This window comes from Rhizobium sp. CF122 (assembly GCF_000282035.1).
Classification (GTDB): Bacteria; Pseudomonadota; Alphaproteobacteria; order Rhizobiales; family Rhizobiaceae; genus Rhizobium.
The window spans coordinates 40580-54282 of record NZ_AKKA01000078.1; the positions used below are offsets into that span (position 1 = coordinate 40580).

At 62.4% G+C, this 13703-nt stretch carries 12 protein-coding genes; 7 read left to right on the top strand and 5 right to left on the bottom strand.

The window, feature by feature from the left end; all coding sequences use genetic code 11:
* Nucleotides 1-2 precede the first annotated feature (2 nt).
* The 3 genes from PMI09_RS18620 to PMI09_RS18630 all read right to left on the bottom strand — a co-directional run bounded on the left by PMI09_RS18620 (nt 3) and on the right by PMI09_RS18630 (nt 5490).
* A complete protein-coding gene (locus tag PMI09_RS18620) occupies nt 3-3323 on the bottom strand; it encodes a transglutaminase family protein (protein ID WP_007797747.1) in 3321 nt (1106 codons plus the stop codon).
* A gap of 110 nt (nt 3324-3433) precedes the next feature.
* Entirely contained in the window at nt 3434-4816 is a 1383-nt protein-coding gene (locus tag PMI09_RS18625) for a sensor histidine kinase (protein ID WP_007797749.1), read from the bottom strand.
* Nucleotides 4813-5490: a response regulator gene (locus PMI09_RS18630; protein ID WP_007797751.1), complete on the bottom strand. Its 678-nt coding sequence runs from the start codon at nt 5488-5490 to the stop codon at nt 4813-4815. The genes PMI09_RS18625 and PMI09_RS18630 overlap by 4 nt, the downstream gene beginning before the upstream one ends.
* A gap of 137 nt (nt 5491-5627) precedes the next feature.
* Here PMI09_RS18630 and PMI09_RS18635 point away from each other — a divergent pair, with 137 nt between their 5' ends.
* On the top strand, nt 5628-6692 hold the full coding sequence (locus PMI09_RS18635) for an ABC transporter substrate-binding protein (protein ID WP_037083523.1): 1065 nt from the start codon (nt 5628-5630) through the stop codon (nt 6690-6692).
* A gap of 20 nt (nt 6693-6712) precedes the next feature.
* Here the strand turns inward: PMI09_RS18635 and PMI09_RS18640 are convergent, their stop codons facing one another.
* A complete protein-coding gene (locus PMI09_RS18640) occupies nt 6713-6901 on the bottom strand; it encodes a hypothetical protein (RefSeq protein ID WP_007797757.1) in 189 nt (62 codons plus the stop codon).
* 316 nt (nt 6902-7217) lie between these two features.
* Between PMI09_RS18640 and PMI09_RS18645 the strand changes: the two genes are divergently transcribed.
* From PMI09_RS18645 to PMI09_RS31765, 4 genes are all read left to right on the top strand, one after another.
* Nucleotides 7218-8162: a Bug family tripartite tricarboxylate transporter substrate binding protein gene (locus tag PMI09_RS18645; protein ID WP_007797763.1), complete on the top strand. Its 945-nt coding sequence runs from the start codon at nt 7218-7220 to the stop codon at nt 8160-8162.
* Entirely contained in the window at nt 8159-8650 is a 492-nt protein-coding gene (locus tag PMI09_RS18650; RefSeq protein ID WP_007797765.1) for a tripartite tricarboxylate transporter TctB family protein, read from the top strand. The genes PMI09_RS18645 and PMI09_RS18650 overlap by 4 nt, the downstream gene beginning before the upstream one ends.
* An 11-nt stretch (nt 8651-8661) precedes the next feature.
* Nucleotides 8662-10179 (top strand): tripartite tricarboxylate transporter permease, encoded by a 1518-nt coding sequence (locus tag PMI09_RS18655; RefSeq protein ID WP_007797767.1) that lies wholly within the window; start codon nt 8662-8664, stop codon nt 10177-10179.
* A gap of 238 nt (nt 10180-10417) precedes the next feature.
* On the top strand, nt 10418-10585 hold the full coding sequence (locus tag PMI09_RS31765; RefSeq protein ID WP_007797771.1) for a hypothetical protein: 168 nt from the start codon (nt 10418-10420) through the stop codon (nt 10583-10585).
* 130 nt (nt 10586-10715) lie between these two features.
* On the opposite strand, the gene PMI09_RS18660 is transcribed toward PMI09_RS31765, so the two are convergent.
* Nucleotides 10716-11807: a DUF475 domain-containing protein gene (locus PMI09_RS18660; RefSeq protein WP_007797775.1), complete on the bottom strand. Its 1092-nt coding sequence runs from the start codon at nt 11805-11807 to the stop codon at nt 10716-10718.
* Nucleotides 11808-12169: 362 nt separating this feature from the next.
* On the opposite strand from PMI09_RS18660, the gene PMI09_RS18665 reads away from it, so the two are divergent.
* Nucleotides 12170-12412 carry a hypothetical protein gene (locus PMI09_RS18665; RefSeq protein ID WP_007797778.1) on the top strand — a complete coding sequence of 81 codons (243 nt, stop codon included), beginning with the start codon at nt 12170-12172 and terminating at the stop codon, nt 12410-12412.
* 568 nt (nt 12413-12980) lie between these two features.
* Nucleotides 12981-13679, top strand: coding sequence for a hypothetical protein (locus PMI09_RS18670; RefSeq protein ID WP_007797781.1), 699 nt, complete (start codon nt 12981-12983; stop codon nt 13677-13679).
* Nucleotides 13680-13703 lie beyond the last annotated feature (24 nt).

Sequence of the window (13703 nt, forward strand, 5' to 3'; positions counted from 1 at the left end):
GTCTAGATTCCCACCGGTCGCCGAAGATCCAGCGTCAGCGGGAATTCCGGTGAAGCTGTCTCGGCACGCGGAATGAATGCACCTGCCGTATGCCCCCACGGCTCGAATCGCGCCAGACGCCTTGCTTCCGCTTCGTTACCATTGACCGGGAAGGTGTCATAGTTACGCCCGCCCGGATGGGCAACATGATAGATGCAGCCGCCGATCGAACGCTTCGACCATGTATCATAAATGTCGAAGGTCAGCGGTGTGTTGACCGGCAAAAGCGGATGCAATCCCGACGCTGGCTGCCAGGCCTTGAAGCGGACGCCGGCGACCGAGACACCCGCGCTGCCGGTCGGCGTCAGCGGCACGGTCCGGCCGTTGCAGGTAACGGTGTAGCGGGAGGCATTGCTGGTCTCGAGGCGCACTTGAAGCCGCTCGACGGAGCTGTCGACATAGCGCACGGTGCCGCCGATTGCGCCTTCCTCGCCCATCACATTCCACGGTTCCAGCGCCTGGCGCAGCTCCAGTTTCGAGCCCTCGTATTCGACCTCGCCGCAGAAGGGGAAGCGGAATTCGAGCTGCGCCTTGAACCATTCCGGGCTGACGTCGAAGCCGTTCTGCTTGAGATCGCCGAGCACGTCGAGGAAATCGGCCCAGACGAAGTGCGGCAGCATGAAGCGGTCGTGCAGCGTCGTGCCCCAGCGGACGAAGCGGCCGTCGGCGGGGTTTTGCCAGAAGCGGGCGATGAGCGCGCGCACCAGCAATTGCTGGGCAAGCGACATGCGGGCATTCGGCGGCATTTCGAAGCCGCGGAACTCGACGAGGCCGAGGCGGCCGGTTGGGCCATCGGGGGAAAACAGCTTGTCGATGCAGATTTCGGCGCGGTGGGTGTTGCCGGTGACGTCGATCAGCGTGTTGCGGAACAGCCGGTCGGTGATCCACGGCAGCGGCGTCGGGCCGCGCCCGGGCGCGGGGATCTGGGCAAGCGCCGTTTCCAGCTCGTAGAGGCTGTCGTGGCGGGCTTCGTCGATGCGCGGCGCCTGGCTGGTCGGGCCGATGAACATGCCAGAGAACATGTAGGAGAGCGAGGGGTGGCGCTGCCAGTGCAGCACCAGGCTCTTCAGAAGATCGGGGCGGCGCAGGAAGGGGCTGTCGCCGGGATTGGCGCCGCCGACGACCACGTGGTTGCCGCCGCCGGTGCCGGTGTGGCGGCCGTCGATCATGAACTTGTCGGCGCCGAGGCGGCTTTGCCGGGCTTCCTCGTAGATCGCCGTGGTGATGTCGACGCAATCCTGCCAGTTGGAGGCGGGATGGATGTTGACCTCGATGACACCGGGATCGGGGGCGACGCGGATGACATTGATGCGCTCGTCCTGCGGTGGCGAATAGCCTTCGATGTGGACGGGCAGGCCGAGTTCGGCCGCTGCGTTTTCGGCGGCGGCAATCAGCTCGAGGTAGTCCTCGATGCGCTCGACCGGCGGCATGAACACGCAGAGCCTGCCGTCGCGCGGTTCCACCGAGATCGCGGTGCGCACGGCGCCGCCGATTTCGCCGATCGTCTGCTCGACGCGGTTCTGGCTGCTGTCATCGGTCTGACGGGACGCTTCCGGCATGGCGCGGCCGCTGGGCACGAAGACTTCGGGCAGCGGCTGGCGCGGGATAGAGGGATCGGCGGGATGGATATAGGGAAAGCGGGCCGGTGGCACATAGGGCAGGGTGCCGAGCGGCAGGCGGTAGCCGACGGGGCTGTCGCCGGGTACGAGGAAGATCTTGCCGCGGCGGGTCTTCCATTTCTCGCTGACCCAGCGCCTGCCCGAAGCCCTGGCGTTCCATGCCTGGACGGGCAAGATATAGCCGGTCGGCGTCGTCAGGCCGCGCTCGAAGACGCGGGCGATGCGGCTGCGCTCTTCCGGGTCCTTCAGCTTGGAATTGGACGGATCGACGTTTTCGGGCAGGCTGCCTTCCTTGATGATCCATTCGGCCGGATCCTCGTAGGCGGGCAGCACCATATCGGTCTCGATCGCCAGTTCCCTGGCGATGGCGTTGAGCAGGTTCGAGGCGTCCTCGGCCTTGGCGCCGGTCTCCTTGCCTTCGCCGGCGATCAGATCCGGGTTCTGCCAGATCGGCCTGCCGTCCTTGCGCCAGTAGAGCGAGAAGGTCCAGCGCGGCAGGCTTTCGCCGGGGTACCACTTGCCCTGGCCGTAATGCAGGAAGCCGCCGGGGGCGAAGCGCTCGCGCAGCTTGCGGATCAGCATGTCGGCCTTGTCGCGCTTGGTCGGGCCGACGGCGGCGGTGTTCCATTCCTCGGATTCAAAGTCGTCGATGGAGACGAAGGTTGGCTCACCGCCCATCGTCAGCCGTACGTCCTCGGCTTCGAGGATGCGGTCGACCTTGGCGCCAAGTTCGTTAAGCTCGTGCCAGCTGTCGTCGGAAAAGGGCTTGGTGATACGCGGATGCTCGGCAACGCGCGCGACCTTCATGTCGAAGGCGAACTCGGTGTTGGCCTCGCCGTAGAGCGCGCCGGAGATCGGCGCGGCGTTGCGGTAGTGCGGGGTGGCGGCCAGCGGAATGTGGCTTTCGCCGGTCAGAAGACCCGAAGTCGGGTCGAGGCCAACCCACCCGGCGCCGGGGAGATAGACCTCGCACCAGGCATGCAGGTCGGTGAAGTCGACTTCGGTGCCCGAAGGGCCATCGAGCGCCTTCAGGTCGGGCGTCAGCTGGATGAGATAACCCGAGACGAAGCGGGCGGCGAGGCCGAGATTGCGCAGGATTTCGACCAGCAGCCAGCTGGAATCGCGGCAGGAGCCGAGCGCCAGCTTCAGCGTTTCCTCCGGGGTCTGGACACCCGGTTCCATGCGGATGACGTATTCGATGTCGTTCTTAAGCCGCGCATTGAGGCCGACGATGAAATCCGTGGTGCGAACCGGTGTGCGGTCGATGCCGGCGAGATAGGCGGCCAGCGCCGGCTCCACCGGCTGCGGCTGCATGTAGATCTTCAGGTCGTCCCTGATGTCTTCGGGATAGGAGAAGGGCCACATCTCGGCGCTCTCCTCGATGAAGAAATCGAAGGGATTGTAGACCGTCATGTCGGCGACGAGATCGACCTCGATCTTGAACTCAGTGACCGGGTCGGGGAAGACGTAGCGGGCGAGATAGTTGCCGTAGGGATCCTGCTGCAGGTTGACGAAATGATTGGACGGCGAGACCTTCAGCGCATGGCTGATGACCCGCGTTTTCGAATGCGAGGCGGGCTTGAGCCGGATGATCTGAGGCCCGAGGCGGACCGGCTTGTCGTATTTGTAATGCGTCAGATGATAGATGCTGGCTTTGATCGACATGTATTGCCTTGTCCGCTGCCGTATCGTTGACGGCATTTGCTATTCCCTGATGGCAGTGTGTGCAATGCAGCGAAAGAATGCAAGTCGGTAAGGCAAAGCCGGCTAACCCTTTAGGCAGCCTTCGCAAAATTCACTGAGGCTTTGAGGCCCTTTCCGTTCGCGCCGGGCTCCAGCGTCAGCGCCGCATTGAAGAGGCCCGCGATCTCCTCGACGATCGGCAGTCCGAGCCCGGCGCCCGGCGCGCCGGAATCGCTGCCACGCGAAAAACGCTGCCGGACGGCGGCAAGCTTATCGGACGGAATGCCGGGGCCATTGTCCTCGACGTCGAGGCAGACGGTGTCATCCGTCTCGGATATCCGGACGGTCACCTCTGCGCCCTTGCCTGCATAGGCGATGGCGTTTCCAGCAAGGTTGCGTAGCAGTTCGCCGATCAGCAAAGGCTCGGCACGGACGAGCGCAGGGCGGTCACCTTCGAAGCCGAGGTCGATGCCGGCCTCGGCGGCGGCCGGGATGAGCTCCCCGGTGATTTCCTGAGCGATGGCCGTCAGGTCGATCGAGGACGCGGTCAGCGCCTCCTTGGCCGTTGCGGCATCGATCTTCGCCATCAGCAGCAATTGCGCGAGGATTCGTTCGGCATGAGCAACGGCCTGATCGCCCTTCAAGGCCGATCCTTGTGCTTCGACCAATGTGCCGGCACGGGCCGATAGCGCGAGCTGCGTGCGGATGATCGCAAGCGGGGTACGCAACTGGTGGCTGGCGTTGCCGGTGAAGTTGCGAAGCGCATCGAGCGCCGATTCCAGGCGCACCATGAAGCCGTTGACCGTATCGACCAGCGGCTGCACCTCGCTTGGAACCGATTGTTCGATCGGGTGGAGATCGTCGGGGCTGCGCTCGCCAATCGCGTCGCGCAGCTTGTAAAGCGGACGCAGCGCGACGGTGACCGAGATCCAGACGATGACGGCAGCCCCTGCGATCATCAAGGAGAGGCGGAGCGCCGAGCGGAAGAGGATGGCGCGGGCAAGCTGACGGCGGGCAATCGTGGTTTCGGCGACGGTAACGGCGAAGGGCACGGAGCGGATACCTGTCGAGGCCGAGCGCTTGAGCGTTGCGACACGGATCGGCTCGCCACGGAACGTATCATCAGCAAAGGCGGCGGTGTCACCCACGGTTTCGGCAAGGACCGGAAGCGCCTGGTAGCCGGTGATGAATTTTCCGGGCGGCCCGTCGACGCGGTAGAAGACGCGGTCCTGTGCTGCCGAGGTCAGCATCTCCAGCGCGACATAGGGGATATCGACCTCGAGCGTGCCATCTTCCGCGACGACCACGCGTTCGGCGATGGCGAGTGCCGAGCCGGCTAGCACCCGGTCCGATACGATGTTGGAGGTCTGCACGGCCTCGCGGTAGGTGTCCGCAAGCGCGACCATGCCGATGATGGCGGTCGAGATCAGCAGCCAGAACAAGAGCCTTCGTCTTAGCGAATAAGCTGTTGTCATGGGGCCTCGGGCAGCTTGTCGAGATAGTAGCCGATACCGCGTGCCGTCTTCACGGTGAGGCCATAGGGCGACAGCCGCTTCCTCAAACGGCTGACATATTGCTCGATCGCATTGGCCGAGATGTCGTCGTCGAAGGCGGTCAGCGACTGGATGATCGCTTCCTTGGCAACGACCTTTCCTGCGCGCATGAAGAGGATTTCAAGAAGGCCAAGCTCGCGGGCGGGAATGTCCAGCGGTGTCGAGCCGGCGGAGAAGGCGCGCGAATTGAGATCGAGCGAGAGGCCGCCGAAGCTGACGGTCGCCGAATGCAGACCGGCCTGGCGGCGCAGCAGAACGCGAACGCGGGCTTCGAATTCCGAGATGTCGAAGGGCTTGATGAGGTAATCGTCGGCGCCGAGATCAAGGCCCTTGACCCGTTCTTCCGGTGCGCCCCGCGCCGTCAGGATGAGAACGGCCGACCGGTTCTGCCGGGCGCGCATGGCGCGCAGCACCTCCAGGCCGTCCATCTCGGGCAGGTTCAGGTCGAGCACGACGAGATCGAAATTCTCGGCCGCCGTGACAGCGTTAGCAGAGGCACCGTCATGCACGACGTCGACGGCATGGCCGGTGCCGCGCAGGATGGCCGAAAGCCCGTCGGCCAGCGCGATATTGTCCTCCACCAGTAGAATGCGCACGGATGTTCCCTTGATTTTTGAAAAGGATACAGGGTGGGTGCGAAGATGTCATAGCGATTTTTCGGTTTTGGTGGGGGCGCCAAATGGGGCTGACGCGCTGGCTTGCTGGATCGTGGCCGCTCGTGCATTGTCGTGCAATGAGGAGCGTTCTTTTCCTGTTGCTGTGTCTCTGTCCCGGCTTTGCGGCTGCGGACGAGGTGTTCTATCCCGCGCGCTCCGGCAATGCGGAGGCTCCGACGCTTGTCGTCTATTCATCGCTCGACGAGCCTCTGGCGCAGCCGATGATCCATGGGTTCCAGGGGGCGAACCCTGATGTGGCGGTCAGGTACGAAGACATGCTAACGGGGGAAATCTACGACCGCATCGTGCGCGAGACGGATTCCGGCAAGCGTACGGCGGATTTCGCCTTCTCGTCGGCAATGGACCTGCAGGTGAAGCTCTCCAACGACGGCTATGCGCAGGTGAGCAACCTGCCGATGAGCGCCCGCTGGCCGAAATGGGCCAATTGGCGCAATACCGCTTACGCGCTGACCTTCGAGCCGGCGGTGTTCGTCTATCACAAGCCGAGCTTCGCCAGTGAGTCGCCGCCGAGTTCGCGCGCCGAATTCGTCGATTACCTCAAGCGCAAGGGCGATGCGGTGCACGGCCGGATCGGCACCTATGACATCGAGCGCTCCGGCGTCGGTTTCCTGTTCATGGCGCGCGACCAGGAGCAGTTCGGGGATATCTGGTCGGTGATCGGTGCCATGGGGGCGGCCGGCGTCAAGCTCTATTCAACGAGCTCGGCCATTCTTGAGCGCGTCTCAGACGGTCGTTTCGTTCTAGGTTACAACATTCTCGGCTCCTACGCCGCTGATTGGGCGAAGCGTCACCCTAATGTCGGGATCGTTTTGCCAAAGGACTATACCGTCGTGATGTCGCGTATCGGCCTTGTCCCGCAGGCGGCTGGTGAGCCCGAGCTGGGACGTCGCTACCTATCCTTCTTCATGTCGAAGGAGGGGCAGACGATCATGGCGCGGGAATTGCAGATCCCGGCCGTCAGTCCCGAGGTCGCGGGGGAAAATACCGCCAATACGATGCAGGAACTCTTGGGCGCACAATTACGGCCCGTTCCCGTCAGCCCTGGATTGATGGTCTATCTGGATCAGGTGAAGCGCGCGCGACTGATCGCGCACTGGAACGAAGTGCTGCGCACGCAATAGGGAGTTCCTCGCGGAATGGGCTACCGGAACAGGCAGGGCCGCTGGGCGTTGGCCAGCAATTCCTGCTTGGTCGCGAAGGATCCGAAAAGCGCGAGGAGACGCTTCTCCTCTTCCTTGTCCAACCGGTGACGGCGCGCGAAATCGCGCACGCTCCACACCTGTCGTAAGCCCTCATTTTCGATTTGCTTGGTATCGATGTGAGAACTCATGGCCCAATCCTCCTAGGCCTGCTTAACGCCTGGGCCGCGGACAAGTTCCATCGCGGCCGAATTCTGCGATGTCGCCCGGCCAGGACCAATTGCGGCAAAAAAGTGTCGCTATGGGGTGGATACTTGGCCGGTGTCAGCTAAATGACAGCTTGTTGTGGTCCGTTTTGCAGAACTTCAGCTCCGTGGAGGCGGAGAGGTGAAGTTTCGGGAGGAGCTTGCCGGCCATATCGGACCTTGAAGTCCGTCTGCGGTGTCCTTCCCGATTCCATCGAGAACAACGCGCGGTTCCTCAGCCGCGCCCACGGAGGACATACTCGTGAAGCATACTTTCCTTGCAACCATTTTTGCAGCTGCGATCGCGTTGCCGGCCCATGCGGCCGACTACACCATCATCGCCCCGGCCGCCCCCGGCGGCGGTTGGGATCAGACCGCCCGTTCGCTCCAGACCGTCATGCAGAAGGAAGGCATCTCAGGCAACGTTCAGGTTCAGAACGTTCCTGGCGCCGGCGGCACCATCGGTCTCGCCCAGTTCACCGGCCAGAACAACGGCAACCCGAACGCACTGATCGTTGGCGGCTACGTCATGGTCGGCGCGATACTGACCAACAAGTCGCCAGTCACCCTCAAGGACGTCACGCCGATTGCCCGCCTCACCGGCGAATACGAGGCGATCGTCGTCCCGGCTGCGTCCGACATCAAAACGATGGCCGATCTCGTTGCCAAGCTGAAGCAGGATCCGGGCTCGGTTTCCTGGGGCGGTGGTTCGGCAGGCGGCACCGACCATATCGCAGTCGGTCTGATCGCCAAGGCTGCCGGCGTCGACCCGACGAAGATCAACTATGTCGCCTTCTCCGGCGGTGGTGAAGCTTTGGCTGCTATTCTCGGTGGGCAGGTTACCGCGGGCATTTCCGGCTACGGAGAATTCGAATCGCAGGTGAAGGCTGGGCAGCTCCGGCTTCTGGCTGTTTCCAGTGACAAGCGCATCGAGGGCGTCGACGCGCCGACGCTGAAGGAGTCGGGCCTTGACGTCGCTGTCCAGAACTGGCGCATGGTTGCTGCAGCACCTGGTCTTTCGGCCGAGCAGACGGCTGCGATCACCGCCGATTTCGACAAGCTTTCGAAGTCCGCCGGTTGGCAGGAAATCCTGAAGACCAAGGGCTGGGCTGATACCTACCTCGCCGGCGATGCTTTCAAGGCACAGCTCGACAAGGACGTTTCGGCAACCGAAACCATCCTCAAAGAGATCGGACTTGTTCAATGAGCAGGGGTAACGAACCCTTGGCAACGAAGCGCCGCCCCGACTGGGCGGCGCTGGTCATCGCCATCTGTCTTTTCGTCGTCGCCGCCGTCATGCTTTGGGATGCCTCGCACATGCGCGCCATCGCCCAGTATGACCGTATCGGTCCGGCAACCGCACCCAAGGTCGTGGCCTTCGGGCTGATCGGTCTCGGCATCTGGACCGTTTTCGAAGCCTGGCGCAACGAGTTTCCGGAGCGGGAGCATCAGGAAGTCGCTCCTGTCATCTGGATTGTCGCCGGCCTTGCCGCGCAGATGCTGCTTCTCAAGACAGCAGGCTTTTCGATCGCAACCGGCATTCTCTTTGCGTTCACGGCGGCCGGCTTCGGACGTCGCAAACTTTGGATCTCGATCCCTGCGGGCATCGCCTTCAGCTTCGTCGTCTGGGTGATCTTCGCGAAGCTTTTGCAGCTGACCCTGCCTGCCGGGCCGTTCGAACGAATCTTTTTCTAGGATTGGATGCGATGAGCACCTTCGAATTCCTCTTCCAGGGCATCCTGGTCGCCATGCAGCCGATGAACCTGCTCTATGCGCTCGTCGGCGTTACGCTCGGCACTGCGGTTGGCGTGCTGCCGGGCATCGGCCCGGCGCTGACCGTCGCGCTTCTTCTTCCTGTCACCTACAAGCTCGACCCGGCCGGTTCGCTGATCATGTTCGCCGGCATCTACTACGGCGGCATGTATGGTGGGTCGACGACGTCCATCCTTCTCAATACACCTGGAGAAAGCGCCTCGATCGTCACCGCGCTCGAGGGCAACAAGATGGCGCGGGCCGGACGCGGTGGGCCGGCGCTCGCGACAGCCGCGATCGGCTCGTTCGTCGCGGGACTGATCGCAACGCTCGGCCTTGCTTTCATCGCTCCCTACATCGTCAAGCTTGCGCTGATTTTCGGACCGCGCGAGTATTTCGCCCTCATGGTTCTCGCCTTCGTGACCGTCTCCTCGGCTTTCGGGGATTCGGCTCTGCGGGGCCTGACGTCGCTCTTCATCGGCTTTGCGCTTGCCATGGTCGGCATCGACCAACAAACAGGACAGGCGCGTCTTACGTTTGGCGTTCCCGATCTGCTCGACGGCGTCGAGGTGACGACGCTTGCGGTCGCGATGTTTGCGATCGGCGAGACGCTTTATATCGCTGCCCAGGGCAATCGTGGTGAGGAGAAGGTCGAGGCTGTCAGGGGCTCGCTGTGGATGACGCGGCAGGATTGGGGACGCTCGTGGAAGGCTTGGCTACGCGGCACGTTGATCGGCTTCCCGATCGGCGCGATGCCGGCCGGCGGTGCCGAGATCGGTACGTTCCTCTCTTATGCTACGGAAAAGCGCCTCGCGAAGAACCCGGAAGAGTTCGGCAAGGGAGCCATCGAAGGCGTTGCCGGTCCCGAGGCTGCGAACAATGCGTCGGCGGCCGGAACGCTGGTGCCGCTGCTGACGCTCGGCCTGCCGACCACGGCGACGGCGGCGATCATGCTCGCCGGTTTCCAGCAATACGGTTTGCAGCCGGGTCCGCTGCTGTTTGCGAACAACCCGCAAATCGTCTGGGGTCTAATTGCCAGCCTTCTGATCGCCAATGCGATGCTGCTGGTGCTCAATCTGCCGCTGATCGGTCTCTGGGTTCGCCTGCTGACGATCCCGAAGCCATGGCTCTATGCCGGCATCCTGCTGTTTGCGACGCTCGGCACGATCGGCGCCAACCCATCGGTGTTCGAGCTCGGCATGCTGCTCGCCTTTGGCGTCCTCGGCTACATCATGCGGCTCTTCGGCTATCCGATTGCGCCTGCTGTCGTCGGCCTGATCCTTGGCCCGCTGGCCGAGCAGCAGCTGCGCCGCGCGCTCGCCATCAGCCAGGGCGATGTGACGACGTTGGTGATGTCGCCGATTGCCGCCGGATTGCTGATCGTTGCCGCGGCAGCCTTCATCATCCCGCTGATCTTGCGGTTGCGCGGACGCGGCGAAGTTCTGTCCCAGCTTGCGGCAAACGAGGACTAAAAGAAAAAGACTGCCCGAACCCCTCAATTGCGGCCGGCGATGGAAACATCGCCGGCCTTTTCGTCTGGTGACAAGGGAGACAGGTCCTGCCTGGTTTGAGGAGCAGCTCTTTCTTCAAGCCAGCGAAGCCCGCTGATCGCGTGTTCTTGCATAGCAGGGCTGAATTTCCGTCGCTTGTGGGGCGGCCTGCGCCTCGCCACATCCGAGCTGTCAATCATAAAGCAAAGCGAGAAAGAAAATGTCCTTCCGTAAGTCCGTTCGCGATGGTTTCCTTGGCCGCGCCTTTGCGGTGATCGGTGCCGCAAATGCCGTGAGCGCCAGCATCGAAGCTGGCCGTCGCCCGAAGGCCCGCGACCTGCGCGAACTCGGCATCGACCCGAGCATGTTCGGCAGAATCAACCACTAAACTTATCTGCGCTTCGGCGTGGTTTTGGCGGTCCGCGATCGCCAGATACAAAACAGCCCGCAACCGGATGGGTCGCGGGCTTTATTTTTTGTCCTGATGAAGCCGCACCATCGGGTGCGGCCTAGCGGATTCAGGCGTGCAGTTCCTTGTGCGCCTGCGCGCGCTCCTCTGCCTGCTCCTTTCTGTTGTAGCGGATGGAGGACCACAGCGAGATGCCGATCAGGGCCGCGCCGCCAAGGCCGGTGATGACCTCGGGAATATGGAACATCGTCTGGATGTACATGATCACAGAGAGGATCAGGATCGCGTAGAAGGCACCATGCTCGAGGTAGCGGTATTCGGCAAGTGTTCCCTTTTCGACGAGCATGATCGTCATCGAGCGCACGTACATGGCGCCGATGCCGAGGCCGATGGCGATGACGAAGAGGTTCTGCGTCAGCGCGAAGGCGCCGATAACGCCGTCGAAGGAGAAGCTGGCATCCAGCACTTCGAGATAGATGAAGGCACCGAGACCACCCTTGGCGGCGGCGCTCATCGTCTGCTGCGAGGCATCGAGCAGACCGCCGATCACCTCGACCGCCAGGAAGGTCAGAAGGCCATAGATGGCGCAATGCACGAAGGTCGTGGCTTCTTCTTCGCCGAGGAACGACGAGAACACGAGAACCAGCGCCAGAACGAAGGCGATCTCGATACCCTTGATCGTTGCCGAGCGGGCCATGAGCTTTTCAAGCCCGGCGATCCAGTGGACGTCCTTCTCATGGTTGAAGAAGTAGTTGAGGCCGACCATCATCAGGAAGGTGCCACCGAAGGCGGCGATCGGCAGGTGCGCGTCGTTCATGATGCGGGCGTATTCCGCAGGCTCCCGCGCAGCGAGCACCAGGGCTTCCCATGGACCGATCTTGGCGGCGATCGCGACGATTGCCAGCGGAAAGATAATACGCATGCCGAAGACGGCGATGACGATGCCCCAGGTGAGGAAGCGATGCTGCCAGACCGGCGTCATTTCCTTCAGCTTGTTGGCGTTGACAATGGCATTGTCGAAGGAGAGCGAAATCTCCAGCACGGCGAGCACCGTGCAGATGAAGAAGACGGTCGCCATGCCGCCGATGGTGCCGGTCGCTTGCCAGCCAAGGGCTGCCCCCAGGATCAGGCCGAGGCCGGTGAAAATGAAGGCCCAGGTGAAATAGCTGAGCGCTGACTTTTGCGGGGAACTGTTGTTCATGGCCGCACCTCGCAGCCGCGACTGATGTCGAACAGAAAATATGTGCTTGAAAAACGCGACATACCACAAAAGGCATGCGCGTGAGGCATGGTGAGCTTTTTCATCGATGAAAAATCCGCCGGCTAAAGCTGCAGGCGGTACCGACATCACGAGAGCGCCGTAAAAACTCTCGCCAGAGGGGCCCGGCACCAGGTTGACCCATCGGCCGATGTCCGAGGCCGTGGGATAAGGCGAAGGTAGTGAACTTCTCGCGCCAGTCAAGATCGGCGCGATGCGCTTTGTTTTTCTTTGGAACCATCCGACATGGCGGTCGTTAGTCCCTAGTTCACCAGTGTTATGCGCAATGAAAAAGGAGGCCGACGATGCACCCCTCGACCCACACTCCCGACAAACGCACGGAGAAATCCGACCGAATGAAGCGGGCGCGCCCCAACCGAATGCAGAAGGCGCAAGTGCTGCCTCCACATCAGGTCGACCTGACGCTGCCACACGGCGTTTTCGATGACGTTCACGTTCCCGCACACGTAACCGGCGGCGATCTTTCGAAGGGTGGGCCGAAGCCGGCTGTGGAGGACGATTCCACGGTTGCAAAGCCGACCCGCTGACGTAATTGTTAATTGCAACCCTGACATTTTTACTCGCGACAACCAGTGAGAAAAGATGAAAACAACTTCGGTGCCGCACGACATTTACATGAAGCACGAGATCGAATGGTAAGCGCTTCGCGCGGCCGCTGATATTCAGATCGATCTGGAAAGAATCGAGATCATGAATTCGCTGGGCTCTCGTTGGGATCCGCCGACGCGCTTGAGGCCGGACACGGCGTCCCCGGCGGTGTAGCTTTAATGCCTTTTGCCCGCGGTTTTCGTCGGGCGCTCCGGAGCATCCTGGATCGTCACTCTGATGATCGGGATCGCTCGAACCGCGGTTCTACTTCCTGCAAGATGAACGGCCCGTAAGTCGCAGCAACGGTGGCTAGGACCGCGACCGGCCAATAGCGGAGTGCAAGCTTGCGCCGGAAAGCCACATGCTGGCCCGGATGGGCGCAGCTCCGACTGAGGGAAAATGTCAGCACATCCGCTGCTCCTCGTCTTCCATACGAAAATGAAGAACTGCCAACCTTTCGGAAAGGATTGCCCGGCGATAATCCGTGCGTTCACGGGAATCGGATAGATGGCAAAGACTGCGACCCGCCGCCGCAAATCATCGGCACGATCGAAGGGAAGGGGAGGCGGAAGCGCTCTTCCCTGGACAATCATCGGCGTCATCGCCGTTGGTGGCATTGCGACTTACGACAACTGGAAGAGCGTGAAGCCGATGCTCGCCACGCATGCGCCGGCCTCCCTCGTCTCCCGGCCGGCCTTGGTCGCGCGGAGCGAACCTGCACGCGATTCCAGCCCAAAGCAGACCGCCTCGATCACCGCGGCGGCACGCATCATGCCGCCTGCCGCTGTGCCTATTCCGGCCAAGGCACCTGCCGTGCCGGAAAAAGCGATCCCGGCCTCCATCTCGCCCGCGCAGGCGCAGACCGGCAAGGCCGCGTTCGGTTATTGCGGGCAGGGAGAGCACATCAACTGCGTCGCTGATGGAGGCACGTTCTGGTACAAGGGCGAGAAGATCGCCATTGCCGACGTCGTGAGCCCTGGCATTGAGACGGCCCGTTGTGACAACGAGAAGCGCCTGGGCTTCTCTGCCAAGCTGCGGCTCCTGAACATCCTGAACTCCGGATCCTTCTCGATGAACCCGGCCGGGCAGCCGGGCAAGGCCGGCGCGCCGCATGTCGTGTCGCGCGACGGCCGGTCGATCGGCGTGCAGATGATCAACGAGGGCTTGGCCCGCAAACCCGGCGCGAATGGCGCCTGGTGCGCCTGAGCCTGGCCCGTAGCCGCAAACGGT

Bases quoted from the DNA above. Each gene is read 5' to 3' on its own strand.
- PMI09_RS31765 (WP_007797771.1), top strand. From the start codon at position 10,418: ATGTCCTTCCGTAAGTCCGTTCGCGATGGTTTCCTTGGCCGCGCCTTT.
- PMI09_RS18650 (WP_007797765.1), top strand. From the start codon at position 8,159: ATGAGCAGGGGTAACGAACCCTTGGCAACGAAGCGCCGCCCCGACTGG.
- PMI09_RS18660 (WP_007797775.1), bottom strand. From the start codon at position 11,807: ATGAACAACAGTTCCCCGCAAAAGTCAGCGCTCAGCTATTTCACCTGG.
- PMI09_RS18620 (WP_007797747.1), bottom strand. From the start codon at position 3,323: ATGTCGATCAAAGCCAGCATCTATCATCTGACGCATTACAAATACGAC.
- PMI09_RS18640 (WP_007797757.1), bottom strand. From the start codon at position 6,901: ATGAGTTCTCACATCGATACCAAGCAAATCGAAAATGAGGGCTTACGA.
- PMI09_RS18655 (WP_007797767.1), top strand. From the start codon at position 8,662: ATGAGCACCTTCGAATTCCTCTTCCAGGGCATCCTGGTCGCCATGCAG.
- PMI09_RS18665 (WP_007797778.1), top strand. From the start codon at position 12,170: ATGCACCCCTCGACCCACACTCCCGACAAACGCACGGAGAAATCCGAC.
- PMI09_RS18635 (WP_037083523.1), top strand. From the start codon at position 5,628: ATGAGGAGCGTTCTTTTCCTGTTGCTGTGTCTCTGTCCCGGCTTTGCG.
- PMI09_RS18625 (WP_007797749.1), bottom strand. From the start codon at position 4,816: ATGACAACAGCTTATTCGCTAAGACGAAGGCTCTTGTTCTGGCTGCTG.
- PMI09_RS18670 (WP_007797781.1), top strand. From the start codon at position 12,981: ATGGCAAAGACTGCGACCCGCCGCCGCAAATCATCGGCACGATCGAAG.